Annotated in this window: 21 protein-coding genes; 19 read left to right on the plus strand and 2 right to left on the minus strand. The window is 53.6% G+C overall.

The window, feature by feature from the left end:
* The first annotated feature begins 114 nt into the window (after window positions 1–114).
* The gene (locus tag FED52_RS02145) at window positions 115–621 is read left to right on the plus strand and encodes a DUF421 domain-containing protein (protein ID WP_138858767.1); all 507 of its coding nucleotides are present in this window, start codon (window positions 115–117) and stop codon (window positions 619–621) included.
* 23 nt (window positions 622–644) lie between these two features.
* On the opposite strand, the gene FED52_RS02150 is transcribed toward FED52_RS02145, so the two are convergent.
* Window positions 645–1,346: a C40 family peptidase gene (locus FED52_RS02150; RefSeq protein WP_138858768.1), complete on the minus strand. Its 702-nt coding sequence runs from the start codon at window positions 1,344–1,346 to the stop codon at window positions 645–647.
* A 378-nt stretch (window positions 1,347–1,724) separates the two neighbouring features.
* Here FED52_RS02150 and rho point away from each other — a divergent pair, with 378 nt between their 5' ends.
* The 10 genes from rho (at window position 1,725) to FED52_RS02200 (ending at window position 9,946) form a co-directional block, all read left to right on the plus strand.
* On the plus strand, window positions 1,725–3,065 hold the full coding sequence (rho, locus tag FED52_RS02155) for a transcription termination factor Rho (protein ID WP_021066108.1): 1,341 nt from the start codon (window positions 1,725–1,727) through the stop codon (window positions 3,063–3,065).
* An 82-nt stretch (window positions 3,066–3,147) separates the two neighbouring features.
* Window positions 3,148–3,390, plus strand: a complete 243-nt coding sequence (locus FED52_RS02160; RefSeq protein ID WP_021066109.1) for a type B 50S ribosomal protein L31 — start codon at window positions 3,148–3,150, stop codon at window positions 3,388–3,390.
* 99 nt (window positions 3,391–3,489) lie between these two features.
* Complete coding sequence (locus FED52_RS02165; RefSeq protein WP_034779247.1) at window positions 3,490–4,713, plus strand: cation:proton antiporter; 1,224 nt, start codon at window positions 3,490–3,492, stop codon at window positions 4,711–4,713.
* A gap of 116 nt (window positions 4,714–4,829) precedes the next feature.
* Complete coding sequence (locus FED52_RS02170) at window positions 4,830–5,441, plus strand: thymidine kinase (protein ID WP_138858769.1); 612 nt, start codon at window positions 4,830–4,832, stop codon at window positions 5,439–5,441.
* Between the two features lie 79 nt (window positions 5,442–5,520).
* The gene (gene prfA / locus FED52_RS02175) at window positions 5,521–6,591 is read left to right on the plus strand and encodes a peptide chain release factor 1 (protein WP_034780138.1); all 1,071 of its coding nucleotides are present in this window, start codon (window positions 5,521–5,523) and stop codon (window positions 6,589–6,591) included.
* A complete protein-coding gene (gene prmC, locus FED52_RS02180; protein WP_138860258.1) occupies window positions 6,591–7,463 on the plus strand; it encodes a peptide chain release factor N(5)-glutamine methyltransferase in 873 nt (290 codons plus the stop codon). The genes prfA and prmC overlap by 1 nt, the downstream gene beginning before the upstream one ends.
* The gene (locus FED52_RS02185; protein ID WP_138858770.1) at window positions 7,429–8,439 is read left to right on the plus strand and encodes an L-threonylcarbamoyladenylate synthase; all 1,011 of its coding nucleotides are present in this window, start codon (window positions 7,429–7,431) and stop codon (window positions 8,437–8,439) included. Before prmC ends, FED52_RS02185 begins: the two co-directional genes overlap by 35 nt.
* Window positions 8,440–8,461: 22 nt before the next feature.
* Window positions 8,462–8,962: a low molecular weight protein arginine phosphatase gene (locus tag FED52_RS02190; protein ID WP_138858771.1), complete on the plus strand. Its 501-nt coding sequence runs from the start codon at window positions 8,462–8,464 to the stop codon at window positions 8,960–8,962.
* A 4-nt stretch (window positions 8,963–8,966) separates the two neighbouring features.
* The gene (gene rpiB, locus FED52_RS02195) at window positions 8,967–9,407 is read left to right on the plus strand and encodes a ribose 5-phosphate isomerase B (RefSeq protein ID WP_021066115.1); all 441 of its coding nucleotides are present in this window, start codon (window positions 8,967–8,969) and stop codon (window positions 9,405–9,407) included.
* Entirely contained in the window at window positions 9,404–9,946 is a 543-nt protein-coding gene (locus FED52_RS02200; RefSeq protein ID WP_138858772.1) for a TIGR01440 family protein, read from the plus strand. Before rpiB ends, FED52_RS02200 begins: the two co-directional genes overlap by 4 nt.
* Window positions 9,947–9,982: 36 nt before the next feature.
* Here the strand turns inward: FED52_RS02200 and FED52_RS02205 are convergent, their stop codons facing one another.
* Window positions 9,983–10,768, minus strand: a complete 786-nt coding sequence (locus FED52_RS02205; protein WP_138858773.1) for an alpha/beta hydrolase — start codon at window positions 10,766–10,768, stop codon at window positions 9,983–9,985.
* A gap of 129 nt (window positions 10,769–10,897) precedes the next feature.
* On the opposite strand from FED52_RS02205, the gene glyA reads away from it, so the two are divergent.
* The 8 genes from glyA to FED52_RS02245 all read left to right on the plus strand — a co-directional run bounded on the left by glyA (window position 10,898) and on the right by FED52_RS02245 (window position 19,389).
* Window positions 10,898–12,151 (plus strand): serine hydroxymethyltransferase, encoded by a 1,254-nt coding sequence (glyA, locus tag FED52_RS02210; protein WP_138858774.1) that lies wholly within the window; start codon window positions 10,898–10,900, stop codon window positions 12,149–12,151.
* Between the two features lie 3 nt (window positions 12,152–12,154).
* Window positions 12,155–13,081, plus strand: coding sequence for a hypothetical protein (locus tag FED52_RS02215; RefSeq protein WP_138858775.1), 927 nt, complete (start codon window positions 12,155–12,157; stop codon window positions 13,079–13,081).
* A 146-nt stretch (window positions 13,082–13,227) separates the two neighbouring features.
* Entirely contained in the window at window positions 13,228–13,464 is a 237-nt protein-coding gene (locus FED52_RS02220; protein ID WP_138858776.1) for a hypothetical protein, read from the plus strand.
* Between the two features lie 72 nt (window positions 13,465–13,536).
* Window positions 13,537–14,214, plus strand: coding sequence for a response regulator transcription factor (locus FED52_RS02225; protein ID WP_138858777.1), 678 nt, complete (start codon window positions 13,537–13,539; stop codon window positions 14,212–14,214).
* 1 nt (window position 14,215) lies between these two features.
* Window positions 14,216–15,454 (plus strand): sensor histidine kinase, encoded by a 1,239-nt coding sequence (locus tag FED52_RS02230; RefSeq protein WP_138858778.1) that lies wholly within the window; start codon window positions 14,216–14,218, stop codon window positions 15,452–15,454.
* Window positions 15,455–15,570: 116 nt separating this feature from the next.
* On the plus strand, window positions 15,571–16,272 hold the full coding sequence (locus FED52_RS02235) for a hypothetical protein (protein WP_240731286.1): 702 nt from the start codon (window positions 15,571–15,573) through the stop codon (window positions 16,270–16,272).
* A gap of 128 nt (window positions 16,273–16,400) precedes the next feature.
* Entirely contained in the window at window positions 16,401–17,630 is a 1,230-nt protein-coding gene (locus FED52_RS02240) for a hypothetical protein (protein WP_138858780.1), read from the plus strand.
* A gap of 361 nt (window positions 17,631–17,991) precedes the next feature.
* Complete coding sequence (locus FED52_RS02245; protein WP_167491739.1) at window positions 17,992–19,389, plus strand: glycoside hydrolase family 191 protein; 1,398 nt, start codon at window positions 17,992–17,994, stop codon at window positions 19,387–19,389.
* The last annotated feature ends 99 nt before the right edge of the window (window positions 19,390–19,488 follow it).

Raw genomic sequence — 19,488 nt, forward strand, 5'->3', positions numbered from 1 at the left:
TAGAACAACTCCTTCAAGGTGATGGCTCCATCGTAGCGAATCAAGATGAACGGAAGATGAACAGGGATTGAATCGATGCGCTTCGTGGAACAGCAGTAGAGAAGGAGGGAGACGATGGACCAACTGCGAACGATGCTACAAATCATACTGACCGGGGTGGGGGCCTATTTGGCGATCATCCTCATCTTGCGAGTCTCCGGAAAGCGGACACTCGCCAAAATGAACGCCTTCGATTTTATCGTCACCGTGGCGCTCGGATCAATTTTGGCGACGACACTCACGAGTCGCCAGACGCCGCTGCTGAACGGACTGACCGCGTTTGCGACGCTCGTGTTCATGCAATACGTCATGGCCAAATTGGCGACCCGCTCGAAACGTGTGAATCAACTGATCAAGTCGACGCCGGCACTGCTTTACTATGACGGGACATATTTAGAGGAAACGATGCGCCGGGAACGGGTGCTCGAGATTGAAGTGTTGCAGGCGATTCGATCGAGCGGGACGGATTTCGATCAAGTCGAGGCTGTCGTCTTGGAGACGGATGGGACGTTCTCGGTGTTGACGAGCACGGATACGGTGTTACGAAACGTCCAGACGAAAAAAACGACTCGGTTCCGATGAACCGAGTCGTTTGATCGTTTAAATTAAAGGTACGTGCCTGCACCGACATAACGTGGTGCCCAGTAACCTGATGTGAAGCTCGCGTATTTAACGCCGCCTGTTTCAGAGTTGATCATTTGTGTTTTGCTGAGTGCCATTCCAACGTGTTGGATCGTGCGGCCGTTGTGTGAGAAGAACACGAGGTCGCCGGCTTGAATCGCTGACTTCGAAACTTTTTTCGATTTTGCGTATTGCGAACGTGAATCACGTGGAATCGATTTGTTGATGGCTTTTTTGTAGACATGACCTGTGTAGCCTGAGCAGTCAAATCCTGAAGTTGTCGTTCCGCCGTAACGGTAAGGTGTACCAAGGTACTTCTTCGACTCGGCTACGAGTTTCGTACGAGCGCTTGATGTAGAAGACGTTGTTACTTTCTTCGCAGTCGCTGTTTTCGTGTTTGGCTTCAAGTACGTATATGTCGATGAAGCTGAGATATAACGGTGAGACCCTTTGTAGTTGATTTTGTAGAACGAACCAACTTTACCGAGGTATGTATAGCGTTGGCCTTTGTTCATCGTTGTCGTGACTTTCGATTTGAGCGACGGTGCTGTGCGGATGTTCAAGCCGTTAACTTTCGAGTAAGCGAATGTTCCAGTAGCGGCTTCTGCTTGTTCACCTGTTGTGAAAGCAAGACCCGAGAAAGCGAGAGTGGCAGCGACAATGATAGATGCGAAACGCTTTAACATAATATATTTCCCTCCGTTTTTTAAAATAAAACCCTAAGTGGCTGTATATGATCGATGTGTGTAAACAATAGTCGAGCACAAGTTGCGGATATTACCCGGTTTCCTGTGCAAATAAACTATATCATGCGCAAGATCGATGGCATTTTTCAATCGCGAGACAAAAACGGTTTTCTTGTAACATATTTGAAACAATATGCGAGAATAGAGACTTGTTTGTTACATAGAAAGGGAAAAGACTGTTATGTTTTCAACAATAGGGGAATAGACTGTCATGAAGCCGTTTTTCAAACAGTGACGGCTCGACAGAATTGTGATTAGATGAATGAGGATTGAACGTTTATTTTTGAAATATAGAATCATGAAAGACAGGTGACTTGAATGAGTCAAACGACAGAACCGGCTAAAAATTACACGCTTCGGGAACTCGAGACGAAGACGTTGAAAGAATTATATGAAATCGCGAAAGAAGTGAACGTGCCCCAATATCGAGAGGCACGCAAGCGCGAGCTCATGTTTCGGATTTTAAAATCACAGGCTGAATCGAAAGATCTTTATTTCCTCGAAGGCATCCTTGAGATCATCCCGCCAAACCCGCAGTCCCAAAATGATGGAGGCTTCGGTTTCCTCCGACCGATCAACTACTCTCAATCGTCTGAAGACATCTACATCGCCGCCTCGCAAATCCGGCGCTTTAATCTTCGCAACGGGGACCTCGTGACGGGGAAAGTCCGGAAACCGAAAGAGAATGAACGGTTCCAAGGGCTGCTCAGTGTCGAAGCGGTCAACGGTGAGACGACCGACTCGACTCGGAATCGGGATTACTTCCCGGCGCTCACGCCGATTTACCCGGAACAGCAGATGGTGCTCGAGACAGAGCCGAATCACTTGTCGGTCCGCGTCATGGACATGATCGCGCCTGTCGGATTTGGACAGCGTGGGTTGATTGTCGCCCCGCCGAAAGCCGGGAAGACATCGCTTTTAAAAGAGATCGCCAACTCGATCACGACGAACCATCCGAACGTCGAGTTGATCATTCTCTTGATTGACGAGCGGCCAGAAGAAGTGACGGACATCCAGCGCTCGGTGCCGGGCGCAGACGTCGCCTACTCGACGTTTGATGAGACACCGGAGAACCACGCCCGGATTTCAGAGCTCGTCTTAGAACGGGCGATGCGTCTCGTGGAACACAAGAAGGATGTCGTCATTCTGCTCGACTCGATCACGCGTCTGACACGAGCGTATAACTTGTCTGTCCCACCGAGCGGGCGGACGCTCTCCGGCGGAATCGACCCGGCCGCGTTCCATAAACCGAAGAAGTTCTTCGGGGCGGCCCGTAACATCGAGGACGGCGGCAGTTTGACGATCCTCGGTACGGCGCTCGTTGACACAGGGTCACGCATGGACGACGTCATCTATGAAGAGTTCAAAGGGACGGGCAACATGGAGCTCCATCTCGACCGGAAGCTCGCGGAACGCCGAATCTTCCCGGCCATCGACATCCGTCGTTCGGGAACGCGCAAGGAAGAATTGCTGCTCGGCAAAGGCGAGCTCGACTCGCTTTGGACGATTCGACGGACGATGAACGAGTCGCCAGATTTCGTCGATCAGTTCTTGCGGCGGGTCCGCGAAACGAAAACGAACCTCGACTTTTTTGCGGCGCTTGAGGCCGATAAGAAAAAGAGTCGACGCCCGGTGAAAAAAACGAAAACAGACTTGTAAATCCGTGAGCCGGGTGCTATTATATTCTAGTGAACTTTCTCTAGGTTGAAAGAATACTTAGGGCCGAAGGAGTTGAAAAGCAATGAAACAAGGAATCCACCCAGAATACCGTAAAGTCGTATTCATGGACTCGACGACTGAGTTCAAATTCATCTCTGGTTCGACTCGTTACTCTAACGAGACAATCACGATGGAAGATGGTAACGAATACCCACTCATCCGTGTCGATGTATCTTCTGATTCGCACCCGTTCTACACAGGTCGCCAGAAATTCGCATCTGCAGACGGTCGTATCGAGCGCTTCAACAAGAAGTACCAACGTTAATCGTCAACTTGTATGCACACCGCCTAGGGATTGCCCTTGGCGGTTTTTTGTTGTCTTCTGATGGGTAAAGAGACGAAAGACTGACGTGAGGGGGCTTTTATGGAATTCATACTGATTAGTATCAGTTTATTGATTGGCGTCGGTATTCTGTCACAATGGTTGGCCTGGCGCTATCAAATCCCGGCCATCATCGTCATGACGGTCGCCGGTGTACTGGCCGGGCCGATGCTCGGATTGTTCGACCCGCGAGAACTGCTCGGTGAACTGTATAGCCCGATCATTTCTTTTGCCGTCGCTATCATCTTGTTTGAAGGGAGCCTCGGCCTCCATTTCAGTGAAATCAATCAATTTCGCCGTTCCATCGTCCGCATCGTGACGATCGGAGTGACGCTGTCGTTCGTCGGGGCCTCACTGTTGATTCAATACGTCGGAGGTCTCCATTGGGTCGTCGCTTGGACGATGGGCGCACTTTTCGTCGTCACCGGTCCAACGGTCGTCATCCCGTTATTGCGCCAAGCACATTTAAAGGATCGGGTCGGTGCCATTTTGAAATGGGAAGGGATCATCGTTGACCCGGTCGGCGCCCTCCTCGGTTTGTTCGTCATCCGCATCGGTTATATCGTCTATGAAGGAATGGACTTGTGGATGCAACTATTGTTCGCGGGCGCTTGTCTCGTCGGCATCGGTCTCGGTTATTTGTTCGGGCACGTGTTGATGGGCTGGTTTGTCGGTGAGAAAATCCCTCGCTATCTCCGGGCCTCGGTCACGTTGACGGCCGTCTTGATCTTGTTCTCATTGAGTGAATTCATGATGCACGAAGTCGGTCTGCTCGCCGTGACGGCGATGGGGATGACGATGGCGAACACGAAACATCGGGATGAGGAAATTATCGAGGAGTTGCAATCATTTAAAGAGGATATCTCGATCTTGCTCATCTCGTCGGTGTTCATCCTGTTGACGGCGTCGCTATCACGCGATGAACTGCTCAACATCTTCCAATGGCCGCTTCTTTTGACGATTGCCGGCATTTTGTTTCTCGTTCGTCCGCTCGCGATTTATGGATCGACGATCGGCGTCGGTCTTCCGCTCAGCGAACGTGGTTTCATCGGATGGATTGCCCCGCGTGGCATCGTCGCCATGACAGTCGCCGGTTTCTTCGCAGAAGAAGTGGCGCATCTCGGGATTGACGACGCGTCGCAAATGCTACCGCTCACGATCGGACTGGTCTTTATTTCTGTGACACTACACGGGCTGACGATTCGACCGCTCGCTCGAAAATTGCATTTGATCGATAATAAAAAAGAAGAAGCGGCAGACGAATGAAGCGAAATCGGGACGGGAGCATGCCGTTCCGATTTTTGTCAGAAGTCAACCCTTTTCCTGTGACCGAAAGATGGTTATAATCGGAAAGCGATTAACGAAGGAGAGGGCGAAGTAGAATGATGCATGTGACGAACCGTTACGGTTGGATAGAAGTGATTTGTGGGAGTATGTTTTCTGGGAAATCGGAGGAACTGATCCGCCGTGTCCGTCGGGCGCATTACGGGAAAATCCCTGTCCAAGTGTTCAAACCGGCGATTGACGACCGTTACCATGAGGAAAACGTCGTTTCCCACAGCGGCAATTCGGTCGTGGCCGTACCGATTCAATCGAGTCAAGATTTGTACGATGCGGTGCGCGAAGAGACACAAGTCATCGCCATCGATGAGGTTCAGTTCTTCGACGAAGGGATCGTCGATGTGATTGAACAATTGGCGTCAGAAGACAAACGTGTCATCTGCGCTGGACTCGACATGGACTTCCGAGGCGAGCCGTTCACGATGATGCCGGAACTGTTGTCACGTGCCGAATTCGTCACGAAACTGCAGGCGATCTGTCTGTCATGCGGGGCGCCGGCTTCCCGGACGCAACGATTGATTGACGGGGAACCGGCCCGTTTCGAGGATCCGGTCATCTTGGTCGGTGCCTCGGAGTCGTATGAGCCGCGTTGCCGCCATTGTCATGACGTCCCGAATAAACCACGCCCAGTCCGCCATACAATGGCCGACTGACGTCCACGAACCGCCCTCGGCGGTTCGTTTTTTGCTATAATGAAGACAGTTCGATTTGACGGAGAAAGGACGGATCATCATGTTTGACCGTTTGAGCGTATTAGAAGAACGCTATATGCAATTAAATGAGATGCTCGCTGACCCTGAAGTGCTCAGCGATGCGAATAAATTACGACAATATTCAAAAGAACAGTCTCAGCTCGAGGAGACGGTACAGGCATATCGCCACTATAAAGAAACGAGCACGGCGTATAAAGAAGCGAAACTCATGCTTGAAGACCGCACACTCGATGCCGACATGCGGGAGCTCGCCAAAGAAGAGATGGCGCTCCTCGAGCCGGAAGTGAAGGCGCTCGAAGCGAAACTTCGCGTCTTGCTGTTGCCGAAAGACCCGAACGACGACAAGAACGTCATCGTCGAGATTCGCGGAGCGGCCGGTGGGGACGAAGCGGCACTGTTCGCAGTCGACCTATACAAAATGTACACGCGTTTCGCCGAGCGGCAGAACTGGAAGACCGAATTGATCGACGCCAACTATACAGAACTCGGCGGCTTCAAAGAAGTGACGTTCCTAATCAACGGGACCGGCGCCTACTCGAAATTGAAGTTCGAGAATGGGGCGCATCGGGTTCAACGCGTCCCATCGACCGAGTCGGGCGGACGCATCCATACATCGACGGCGACCGTCGCGGTATTGCCGGAAGCCGAAGACGTCGAAGTGCATATCGATATGAAAGACGTCCGTGTCGACACGTTCACGTCGTCCGGACCAGGGGGGCAGTCGGTCAACACGACCCAATCGGCCGTACGGTTGACGCACATTCCCTCGGGGCTCGTCGTCTCATGTCAGGATGAGAAGTCGCAACATAAGAATAAAGATAAGGCACTCAAAGTGCTCCGGGCTCGGCTCTATGACAAGATGCAGAGCGAACACCTCGAAGAACTGTCAGCGCAGCGCAAGTCTGCAGTCGGGACAGGGGACCGCTCGGAGCGGATTCGGACGTATAACTTCCCACAGAGCCGCGTGACCGATCACCGCATCGGACTCACGCTTCAAAAGCTCGACCGCGTCCTCGCTGGTGAACTCGAGGATATCATCGACGCCCTCGTCATGGACGAACAGGCCCGTCTCATGGAGGACGTGGATTGATGCGAATCGCCGCGAGATTGAAGCAAGCGGAGCGGGAACTTCTTGACGCGGGGCGCGATGCCTCGACCGCGGAGTGGTGGCTCATGCACGTCCTTGACGTCGATCGGACGGGACTGCTCATCCGTTTATCCGACGAATTGACAGATGATGAAGAATCTGAATTCCGAACAGGATTCGAGCGCCTGCTCGCAGGCGAGCCGGTCCAGCATTTGATTGGGCACGCCCCGTTTTACGGGCGGATGTTCGAGGTCAATCGAGACGTCTTGATTCCGCGTCCGGAAACGGAAGAGTTGATCGAATGGGTCGTTGAGCATGTGACCGACGTGGCCGATGATGACATCGTCGATATCGGGACCGGCAGCGGGGCAATCGCCGTCACGCTCAGTCTCGAACTCGGTGTCCGCGTCCAGACGGTCGATATTTCCCGGGAAGCGATTGCTGTCGCCAAGCGGAACGCAACAGCGCTCGGGGCGGACGTGTCCTTCCATGAAGGTGATTGCCTCGCCCCGATTGCCGACGACTCGATTCGTGTGCTCGTCTCGAATCCGCCCTATATCGAGGCGGACGAACTGCTCGATGAGACGGTCTCAGGCTATGAGCCGCACCTCGCCTTGTTCGGAGGAGCGGACGGGCTCGATTTTTATCGGAAGATTATCGCCGACTCGATGCGCGTCTTGTGTGCCGATTGGCAATTGATTGCATTTGAAATCGGGTATAATCAAGGACAAGTTGTGAAATCGTACCTGTCCGAACGTTATCCTGAAGCAGAAACGGGTATTTTAAAAGATATAAACGGCAAAGACCGAATCGTCTACGCCGTGAGGGAAGGGATTGCGCATGGAAACGAAATGGATCAAGCCGACAGAAGTTGAGGAAGGGGTACGTCTCTTGCAGGCGGGCGAGGTGATCGCCATGCCGACGGAGACCGTCTACGGACTCGCCGGAGACGCGACGAACGACGTCGCCATCAAAAAGATTTTCGAGGCGAAAGGAAGACCGTCGGACAACCCGCTCATCGTCCACGTGGCCTCGGTCGAACAGGCCGAGCATTTCGCGCAAACCATCCCGCCGGTCGCCAGACGCTTGATGGAAGCGTTTTGGCCTGGTGCCTTGACCATCATCTTACCGTCGAACGGCCGAGCGTCTTCGTTCGTGACGGCTGGTCTTGATTCGATCGGACTCAGAATGCCGAATCATCCGGCCGCGCTGGAATTGATTCGTACGTCCGGTCTTGGACTGGCGGCACCGAGCGCGAACCGTTCTGGACGTCCATCACCGACGTCAGCCCGGCACGTGGCAGATGATTTGACTGGCCGGATCGCGGGTATTATGGATGGGGGACCGACAGGCATCGGTGTCGAATCGACCGTGATCGACTGCACGACGGAGCCGGCGATGATTTTACGTCCGGGCGGCGTGACGAAAGAAGCGATTGAGGCGGTCATCGGCCCGGTCATTCTCGATGCCAACTTGAGCGATGAAGCAGCTGCGCCACGATCACCAGGAATGAAGTACACCCATTACGCCCCGAGCGCCCCTCTTTATTTAGTCGAAGGAGGACGCGATGACCTCGTCCGTGTCATCACGACACGACAGGCGACGGGCAAGCGAGTTGGCGCACTCGTATTCGATGAAGCGACGACCCCGGCGGACGTCACTCTCTCCCTCGGTATTTCGATGGAGACAGCGGCCCAGCGTTTGTATGAGGCGTTGCGAAAGTTTGATGAGACGGATGTAGAAGAGATTTACGTGAATCGGATTGAACCGACGGGAGTCGCTCTTGCCGTATATAACCGCCTCTACAAGGCGGCAGGCGGTAAAGTCATCCGTCCACAGGAAGAGGCTTAAGGACATAGAGGAGGATCACGCGATGTCAATGAAACGCGTATTATTCATATGTAGTGGGAACACATGCCGAAGCCCGATGACGATGGCCCTGCTCCGCTCGAAAGTGACGGGGGACGAGTTCGATATTCGTTCGGCCGGGCTGCGGACGATGCAAGGGTTCGACGCCTCAGAAAATGCACTCCAAGTGTTGCGTGAACGAGGAATTGAGCTCGATCACGTGACCCAGACATTCGACGACGTCCTCGGACGTTGGGCGGACGTCATCTTGACGATGACACGGGCGCATCGTGAACAGATTCGTGACACGTACCCGGATTTGGCCGACCGCACGTTCACGTTATACGAGTTCGTCACCGGACTCGAGCGCGACATCAATGACCCGTTCGGAGGGTCGATGAACGTCTACCGCCAAGTCCGAAACGAACTCGAACCACTCGTGAATCGACTTGTGCTAAAATTGACGAATGACGGGTCAAAGGTGACAAAACCACCGAGACGCCTACCAAAGAAGACGGGGGAATGAACGAATGAAAATCGCAATTGGCGCCGATCATGGCGGATTTAACTTGAAAAAAGACATCATCGGACTATTGGAAGAGCTTGGTCACGAGTATAAGGACTTCGGGACACACTCGGCCGAGTCAATCGATTATCCAGACGTGGCGATTCCGGTCGCTGAAGCCGTCGCGGCTGGTGAGTTCGACCGTGGCATCTTGATTTGCGGGACAGGGATCGGCATCGGGATTGCCGCCAACAAAGTGAAAGGCATCCGGGCGGCACTCGTCCATGACTCGTTCAGCGCGAAAGCGACACGTCAACACAACGACTCGAACATCATGACGATGGGCGAGCGCGTCATCGGACCGGGTCTTGCACTCGATTTAGTGGCGACATGGCTCGATACAGATTTCGAGGGCGGACGCCACTCGAACCGTGTCGATAAGATGAGCGCTTACGAAACGAAGTGACAGCGATGAAGGCGGAACTTTTGAACTTATTGACGGAGTTGCACGAACGGTTTCCGTTAGATGAGGACAAGATTCTCGTCATCGGTTGTTCGACGAGCGAGGTCGTCGGTAAGACGATTGGGAAAGCGGGCTCGATTGATGTGGCGTCGGACTTCATCGAAGCGTTTCTGACGTTTCGCGACAAGACCGGCGTCCATCTCGCCTTTCAAGGCTGTGAACATATTAATCGGGCGCTCACGGTCGAACGACGGACGCAGAAACAGTTCGGGTTGACAGAAGTGACGGTCGTCCCTGTGCGCGCAGCGGGCGGGGCGATGGCGGAGAAAGCGTACGAAAGCTTCGATACGCCTTGCGTCGTCGAATCGATTCAAGCGGATGCAGGGATCGATATCGGGTCGACGCTGATCGGTATGCATTTGAAGCCGGTCGCGATCCCGGTCCGGTTGTCGGCGAAGCAGCTCGGTGAGGCGTACGTCACGTTCGCCATCACGCGGCCGAAACTGATTGGCGGCCCCCGGGCCCACTATCCAGCGAAATAAAAGAAAGCCGGTCGCGATGACCGGCTTTCTTTTGCGTTATAACTCTTCACTGAACAAATATGAGATGACCATCGGGAACCGTTCGCGCCAAGCGAGCTCGTTATGCACGCCTTCCTCGATGACCTCGAAACGGATGTGGTCGACTTTGTCGCGGAGGAGCGCATAGACGCGTTCGCTCGACTCGAGATACATCTCGTTCGTCGGGCCGTCCGCTGACGGTTGTTCGACTTCTTTCCGACCGACGTCCATATATAGACGTTCGACACCGCTCAAATCGCTCGACTCGATTAACTGTTCAAGCTCGGTCTGGTTGAACCAGAACGCCGATGATAGCGAGGCGACGCGTTTGAAGATGTCGGGATAGACACATGCGGCGTAAATCGAGATCAAGCCGCCCATCGAACTGCCTATCATCGCCGTCTCGTCCGGATTCGTCCGATAGTTCGCATCGATCATCGGTTTTAACTCTTGGGCGATATATTCGATGTAGGCCGACCCTTGGCCGCCGAGCGTCACGTCTTGACCGAGCAGGCTCTCACCGATGTATGGGTTTTCCCACGGTCCGTATTCGTCGAGTCGCATCTCGCCCGGGGCACTGTCAATGCCGACGATGATCAAGTCGCGTTTCGAGGCGTCCACATACTCGCCGGCGCGCCAACTCATCTTATAGCTCGCGTCCTCGTCGGCGAACACGTTCTGGCCGTCATGCATATAGAGCACAGGATAACGTTTGTCCGTCGTGTCGTAATCCGCAGGTGTATAAATCCGAACCGTCCGCTCGCGTTCAAACGGGGTAATCGTGATCTGTTTTGTCTCAATCATACAAATCCTCCTCTGATCGTCTTCTTCATTATGATACCCAACTTGACCTCTGATTAGACGATACCCAAAAAAAGAAGCTTATGTTACGATGGGGGTGTTGATTTTTAGACATTCAGAGGGGGTTTCAACATGGTAAACACGACGAAGTTGAAAGTGCAGGATGCGGAATTGTTTGAAGCGATGCAACACGAGCTCGGTCGCCAACGCGAGAACATCGAACTCATTGCCTCGGAGAATTTTGTCTCAGAAGCAGTCATGGAAGCGCAAGGTGGCGTGCTCACGAACAAGTACGCGGAAGGTTATCCAGGCCGTCGCTACTACGGTGGTTGTGAGTTCGTCGACGTAGCCGAGAACTTGGCCCGCGACCGTGCGAAAGAGCTGTTCGGTGCAGAACATGCCAACGTGCAGCCGCATTCGGGTGCCCAAGCGAACATGGCCGTTTACTTTACAGTACTTGAAGCCGGTGACACGGTGCTCGGCATGAACTTGTCGCACGGTGGCCATTTGACGCACGGAAGTCCGGTCAACTTCTCAGGCGTTCAATACAATTTCGTCGAATACGGTGTGGACAAAGAGACAGAACACATCGATTATGACGTTGTCGCAGCCCTCGCGAAAGAACATAAACCAAAACTCATCGTCGCTGGTGCTTCGGCGTACCCGCGGACAATCGACTTCGCCAAGTTCCGTGAGATCGCCGATAGCGTCGATGCTTACCTCATGGTCGACATGGCGCATATTGCCGGTCTCGTCGCGGCCGGGCTTCATCCGAACCCGGTCGAGCACGCGCACTTCGTGACGACGACGACACACAAGACGCTCCGCGGTCCACGCGGCGGCATGATCCTCTGTAAAGAGGAGTTCGCCAAGGCGATCGACAAGTCGATCTTCCCAGGGATTCAAGGCGGTCCGCTCATGCACGTCATCGCTGCGAAGGCAGTGGCGTTCGGAGAAGCGCTTCAACCTGAGTTCAAAGATTATCAGGCACAAGTCATCAAGAACGCACAAGTGCTCGCGCAAGGATTAGAAGAAGAGGGACTCCGTATCGTATCGGGCGGCACGGATAACCACCTTCTCCTCGTCGACCTCCGTGGCATCGATATCACCGGGAAAGCGGCCGAGCATGCGCTCGACGCGGCCGGCATCACCGTCAACAAGAACACGATCCCATTCGATCCGGCCTCACCGTTCGTGACGAGCGGGATTCGAGTCGGGACGGCCGCGATGACGACACGCGGATTGAAAGAAGACGATATGCGTGAAGTCGCTCGTTTGATTGGACGCGTCTTGACGAACCATGAAGATGAGGCGGTGCTCACCGAAGCGCATGAAGCCGTGCGCGCGTTGACGGCGAAGTTCCCGCTCTATCCTGAACGAGGCTGACGAATGGACGTACGGACACTCGCAGATCGGGAACTCGCGGAACTACCGCTCATCGATATGACCGAATGGCTCGTCCGAAAAGGCGAGCACGACCCGACGTTTCGCCTCGTCGCGAACGAGTTCGAGGTCGTCACGACGCTGCTCGATCATGGCTATTATATCGAGGCAAGTGAACGGATCGTACCGCTTCTCGGGATGAAAGTGCCGGCGGCGTTTCATCGGCTCGGGCTCGCACTCGAAGTGAAGGCGAACGGAAAGAAGGCGGCCAAGCGCCGCTTTCGTTCGTTCTCCCCGGCCGTCATCGGTCATGCGGACTTGTCGGATTGGAAGAACGCGTTCAAGTGGGACAAGACATGGCTCGGCCTGCCGCTCGTCGTCGGACTCGGGCTGGTCGCGCTCGCCTTTTGGCCGGACCCGGCGCCACCCCCAGTGACGCCGTCCGCTTCCGACGAGCGGGTCGTGACGGTGACGGAAGAGGAGGCACTCGCGAAACGGTTAGAAGAACTCGAGAAAGAAGTCGCCCGGCTTGAAGAAGCGAACGAGGCGCTCCAAACCGAGGACGAGACGACCGAGTCGCCTGAGGCACCGACCGTCATCCCGCTCGCTAAAGTCGAGACACTCGTCTCGGACAAACGATACGAGGAAGCCGATGCGCTCCTCGTCGGCAAGGCGAAAGCCGGTCAAGAACAGGCGGTCGGATTTTATCGCTTGCTCGTCGACAACAAGCTCGGTGAAGCGGAGATCCAAGACTATGCCGCCTATGTCGAGACGTATCCCGAATCAGGGTATAAAGCGGACGTCTTATGGATGAAAGGCATCGCCGAGAAGAAGGCCGGGGACGACATGTACCGGACGACGCTCGCCGAAGTCGCTGCCATGGATGGAACGTATTGGGCGCCGATCGCCAAATCGGTGCTCGAGGAAGAATGAGGTCGCAGCGTGCTGTGGCCTCTTTTTCTCATCAAATTCTAATCTGTTTCACCGCTCTTTCTCAGCTCGCTCCCGTAAAGTAAAGAAAGAAAATAGACAAGGGAGAGGGACATATGCGCTCAACTAGCAGAGGAAAGATTGGAAGAATGATTCGAAGAGTGGCCGTCGGTGCGCTCGCATTGACACTCATGACGGCAGGGGTCGCCGGGTTCCTATTATTCACCTTGACCGGTAACGCTTGGCTCGACCAAATCGCTCAAGTCGGGACTGATTTGGCGTTTCAGGCGGAAGGGATTGAAACGACGTTTGACCGGATGGGCGATTCACTCGAATTGCGCATCGAACAAGCGATTCCAGAAGCAGTTCGTCCGTTTTTTGACTGAGGAATCCGGGAACACTTAGAATGATGCGTCGGGCGGACTGCTCGGCGTTTTTTTTAAGAAAGGATGAATGAAATGCCTACGATTCTCGTCGTTGAAGACGATGCTAAAATTGCCAGATTACTCGAACTTGAACTTATGCATGCCGGTTATCAAGTCGAGGTCGCTCACGACGGGCGGGCCGGGCTCGACCGGGCACTGACTGGAGGGATTGACCTCATGTTGCTCGATGTCATGCTGCCGCAGATGAGCGGTCTCGAAGTCGTGCGCCGCGTCAAAGAAGAGCAGCCGCTTCTCCCGGTATTGATGGTGACGGCACGTGGGGACCGTTACGATAAAGTGAGCGGGCTCGACCTCGGGGCCGATGATTACATCACGAAACCGTTCGAGATGGAAGAGTTGCTCGCACGGATCCGGGCGTTCTTACGGATGCGGCAACACGTCCAAGTCGATACGAGTGAACGGGTCTTATCTTATGAAGGGCTGACCGTCGACGTCAATCGTCACGAAGTAATCTGCGAGGGGCAAAAAGTCGACCTGACCCGGAGAGAGTTCGATTTGCTCGTCTATCTGCTCGAACATTCGGAACGCGTGCTCACGCGCGACCAACTCGTCGAACACGTCTGGGGCTTTGACTATTACGGGGACACGAACGTCGTCGATGTGTACGTCCGCTATGTCCGCAAGAAACTCGGGGGCTCTTGGATTCAGACGGTCCGAGGCGTCGGCTATATGCTGAAGCGTGGTGAATAAAATGAAGCTACGGACGAAAATCGCTTTGGCGATGGCGGGGTTCATGTTGTTCCTCCTGATCACCTCGTTCGGTGTCGCCTGGCTCGTCTCGCGTCAACAGATCGTCGACGCCCGCTATGACGTCTTGCGCCAGGCACTCAGCTTGCTCGAGGAGGACGAGCGGAATCGCCAGGCCGTCTTGTCGTTACACGAGGACAGTGTCGTGCTCGAACGGCAAGCGAACGGTGACTGGGGCATCATCGGCGGAGAGGCCGAGGAAGGATTGCGGTTTCCCGTCAATTTCGGCGAGCCGGCCCTCATCGACGACTGGTTCGTCATCGCGACGTCGAATGGGCTCGGCTACGCGTTTCAAGACGCGGCGGTGAGTGAGACGCTGCGGACGCTCGCGACCATTTTTCTCATCATCTTTTTGATCGCCGTGGCGATGACGTTCATCGGCAGCCTGTGGATCGTGCGCCAGGGACTCGACCCGCTCCGCCGGCTCGAGACGACGATGGAACGGATCACGGAATCGGGAACCCTTGAGACCATCGATGTCGGGACGAGCCAAGACGAAGTGTCGACACTTGCGACTGGCTTCAATCAAATGATTGGCCGGGTCGAAGGGTCGATGGAGCAACAACGGCGTTTCGTCGCCGATGTTTCACATGAACTGAAGACGCCGCTCACGGTCATCGAAGGGTACGCCAAACTGCTCCGGCGCTGGGGACAGAGCGACCCGGCCGTCCGTGACGAGGCGATCGATCACATTTTGACCGAGTCCCGGCAAATGCGCGAAGACTTGATTGAACCGATGCTTGAACTGAGCCGCTTCTCCTCACTTGAAAAAATCGAGGCCGAAGCGATTGAATTAACCGAATTCGCCGACCAATTGACCGAGCGGTTCGAGCGTTCGCATGGCGTCCGGGTTCCAATCGAGGCGACAGGAACGTGGTACGGACACCGTGATTCGCTGCAACGGCTCGTCGTCATCTTCATCGACAACAGCTTGAAGTACGCGACTGACACGCACGTGACGATGACACCGAATCGGATTGAAGTGCGTGACCATGGGACGACACTGAGCGATGACGCCAGGGCGCGTTTGTTCGACCGCTTTTATCGACTCGATGAGGCACGGGACCGGAGCGGCAGCGGACTCGGGCTCGCCATCGCCAAGGAAGTGGCCGACATGAACGGTTGGTCGGTCGGCAGTTACGCGAACGCGCCGGACGGCAGTATTTTCTTCGTCGCAAAATGACAAACCTTTCGCAGATTCTCATCGTTTTCTAATGGAATCCTCGTGGTGCTCTAAGGTCACCGTTCTATGATGAAGATGTAGAACAAGTTCACCACATGAAACGAGGAGGAAACATCATGAAACTAATCGGATGGATTTTAGGCGTCGGCTTGGCAGTCCTCGCCGTCGCAGGAATCGGGTTGTATGTTGCGAACGACAACACGGACACGGTCATCGTCCCGCGGTCGGTCGACAGTGTGAACAGTGGGACGGATGATGCCGCAGATGACGCACAAGACGATGCGAACCAAGAAGCGGCCGCGTCGACAGAAGGAACAGCCTCGAGTGACACGCCGGTCCGTTCGGTCGATGACGATGATTATGAATTGTATGGTACCCTCGTCAGCCTATCAGACCGTGACGTGACGATCAGCTTCAGCGGCAAGGAAGCGACGTATCCGCTCGCGGCCCGTCATGAGATTGATGATGATACGCCGAAAGCCGGTGATCGCGTGAAATTGGAATTCAATCAAAACGAGGAAGTGAAGGAAGTTGACCGCGAGAGTGACGACTTTGACATCTACGGCACGTTTGTCAGTCTGTCGGACCGTGACGTGACCATCGAGCGTGACGGCAAGTCCGAGACGTTCAAACTCGCGAGCCGCTACGAGCTTGACGACGAGGCGCCAAAAGCCGGTGACCGCGTCAAACTTGAGTTGAACCTCCAAGAACAGGTGAAAGAGATTGAACGGGACGATGACCGGGATGACCGGGATGAACAAGACAATCGAGATGATCAAAATGATGACAATCAAGACGACGACCGAGATGACGACTAAAAAAGTGCCACGCAAGTGGCATTTTTTGTTTGTTCTTCTAACTATATAAGTAATTATTATTGTATGATAAAGTGAAAAAGAAAATTTTAGGTGATAGTACCCAAATAAATGTGAAAGGAGGGGGCGGAATGAAACACGTCTTATGGATGATGATCGGTGCCATCATCTTTTTAAGCGGATGTGGCGCAAACGAGACGAACGCGCTCAACTTGCGGTCATTGTCGACGTATGCGATTCACCAAAACCGAGACATCCCGTTGACGTCTGCGCTGAAGTCGCGATTATTAAACTACTGTGAGCAAAAACCGACGGACGTGTTGCCGATGCGGCGGGCTGAAGTGGCCTCCATTACATTCCGTCATCCTTTCTACGACGAATTAGGCAGCAAGACCGTCAAATATTGGCGGAGCGGGGACGAGCGTTACGTCTCTTGTTTGAAGAGCAACGAACAAAATGAGCGCGTCTTCCGTACCGATGCCATTGAGGCGTTCGAGTCCGCAGCGGGGTCAGAACCGAGGGAGGTCGATGTCGGCAACACGCTATCGTTCATTCCTGAGTCTGACGTCACGACCGTGGCGCGCGCCTTCGCGGTCAACGAGACGCATGAGACCATTGTTCCCGGTTCGGTCTTCCGGTATCACACACCGGACCGAGGCGCGCTTCATGTCACCTATCACGTCTATCAAGACGGTGCCGAGACGGGACAGTTGATTGAGCCGGGACTGTTCGTCTTCGAGAGCGGTAAGAATGAAGGCGTGGCGTTCTTGACCCAGTTGGCCGATCAACGGATTACGCTCCAAATGGGTACAGAACAGGCGTGGGACCGAACCGTGTTACCTAGTTCGCTTTCGGGTGAGTACGTGCAAATCGACTCGATGGAAGCCGTCTTTAATTTAGATGGCGAAGGACGGCGGCTCTTGAAGCGAATCGTGCTCGCAGATGAGCCGATCGAAGACGTCTCGGATCAGGACTCTGCCGTCTTATCGACTCGTTATGATACCGTGATTGAGGTATGGGGGGCCGTCCAACGGCCGGGCGCCGGTGAATTGACGATCAAATCGGAGCAAAAAGATGCGATGCGTTTGGCGACATACGAGACGGAGACGAAAATCGCCCATCTTGGTGGACCGAGTACGAGCGAGCTATTTGAATTGTTGTCCCATGTAAAGCCGAGTAGTGGACAGCCGACCGGGGAACGATGCGGGACGCTCGCGCTCTATGAGCAGTTGACCGAACAACGGTTTGACGTCTGGATGGAGGAAGGGCAAGACACCCTTCAATTGATGGACGTCGAGACGGAACGAGTCTATTTGATTGATCGTCTCGAATTAGAGTCAACGCTAAATACTTACATATAATCGAATAACTTATCGTTTTACCCGTTTCATGACACTTTCATGTCGTGAAGCGGTTTTTTGTTGTCAAATTGACACTATGTTTTCGTGAAAAACTATCCTATAATTTTTTTTGCGAAGGTTCAACATTACATACACGAATCCGATACATCCATAAAACACACAGCACTAACCTTCTCGTCATTTGAATATAAGAAAAGGGGGAGCCACGAGACACAACTCCATTCAACCATCATCGTCCGTCACCACGTTTTGTCAGTCATCAGGAGAGGAATAGGTAGTGAAATTGAAAAAGTTAATTATGTCTCTAATGGTAGTGTTGTTAATTGTTAGTCTGAACATGTCCAAAACGGGGGCACAAACCATGAACCCACTCGACGGCGTGAAGAACTATCAAGTGTATTATGGTCATCCAACGGCAGCGATTTTGAAAGATATGCAAAACTATGACCTCGTCATCATTGAGCCACTCCATTACACGAAAGCGCAAGTGGAGCAAATCAAAGCACGCGGGACAAAAGTACTCGGATATATTAGCGTTATGGAAGTCGCGACATGGAACACAGGTCTCATGTCAAAACTTCAGTCAGGTGACTTCTTTACGCGTAACGGACAACGTGTCCATTACTCGGAATGGGATTCGTACTTGACGAACATCGCCTCACCGCACTTCCAAGGGTTGCTCCTCACGGAAATCCAGAACCAAGTCGTCGCCAAAGGCATCGATGGCGTGTTCATGGATACGGTCGGTGATATCGATAACGAACATTTGAACAATCCGACCGTGCTCAAGCAGCAACGGGACGGACTCGTCAACTTCTTGAAACAAGCTCGGGCGCGCTATGGTGATATCGCCATGGTTCAAAACTGGGGCTTCGACACGTTAGAAACGTCAACGGCACCTTACGTTGACGGCATCATGTGGGAGAGTTTCAACGCCGACACGATCAAGAGCGACGCTTGGTCACAAAACATGATTAAGAAATTACAAGCAGTCGACGCGAAGCATTCGGTCAAGACGCTCACGATTTCGACACGTCTTAGCGCGGACAGCCACAAGCTCGCCAAAGATTCTGGGTTCATCCATTTCCACGAAGCGGATGCTTACGTGAACTGGAACGCAGGTCTCGTGACGCGTACACAGGATACGGCGCCGGCACCGGTCGCAGTAGCACCGACGACGAAGCCAGCTGAAACGACAACGACGAAGCCAGCTGAAACGACAACGACGAAGCCAGCTGAAACGACAACGACGAAGCCAGCTGAAACGACAACGACGAAGCCAGCTGAAACGACAACGACGAAGCCAGCTGAAACGACAACGACGAAGCCAGCTGAAACGACAACGACGAAGCCAGCTGAAACGACAACGACGAAGCCAGCTGAAACGACAACGACGAAGCCAGCTGAAACGACAACGACGAAGCCAGCTACAACGACTGCAACGAAACCAGCTGCAACGACAACGACGAAGCCTGTAACAGAAACGGCGACAAAGCCTGTCACAAAGCCAGTCTCAGCTCCGAAAGCAGATGCCTCGACGGACAAACCGACCGAGTCGAAACAAAAAGAAAAAGCTGACTGGAAGCAAGAGAAGAAAGACAAAAAAGAGAAGAAGAAGGCGAAAAAGCATGCCAAAAAATATGCTAAAAAGCATGCCGGCAAGCACAGCTCGTCTAACGACCATCACGCCGCCAAAGGAAACATGTGCGGAAAAGTGAAACACAAGACGGCCGGTTTCTTAAATTTCTTCAAATTCTAAACCATGTGTCACCTGAACCCCGAGGGATTGATTTCGTTCCTTCGGGTTTCGTCTGACCTCTTAAAAAACAGAAGTTGACCCTACCTTTCTCAGAAAAGT

Source organism: Exiguobacterium mexicanum, from assembly GCF_005960665.1.
GTDB lineage: Bacteria > Bacillota > Bacilli > Exiguobacteriales > Exiguobacteriaceae > Exiguobacterium > Exiguobacterium mexicanum_A.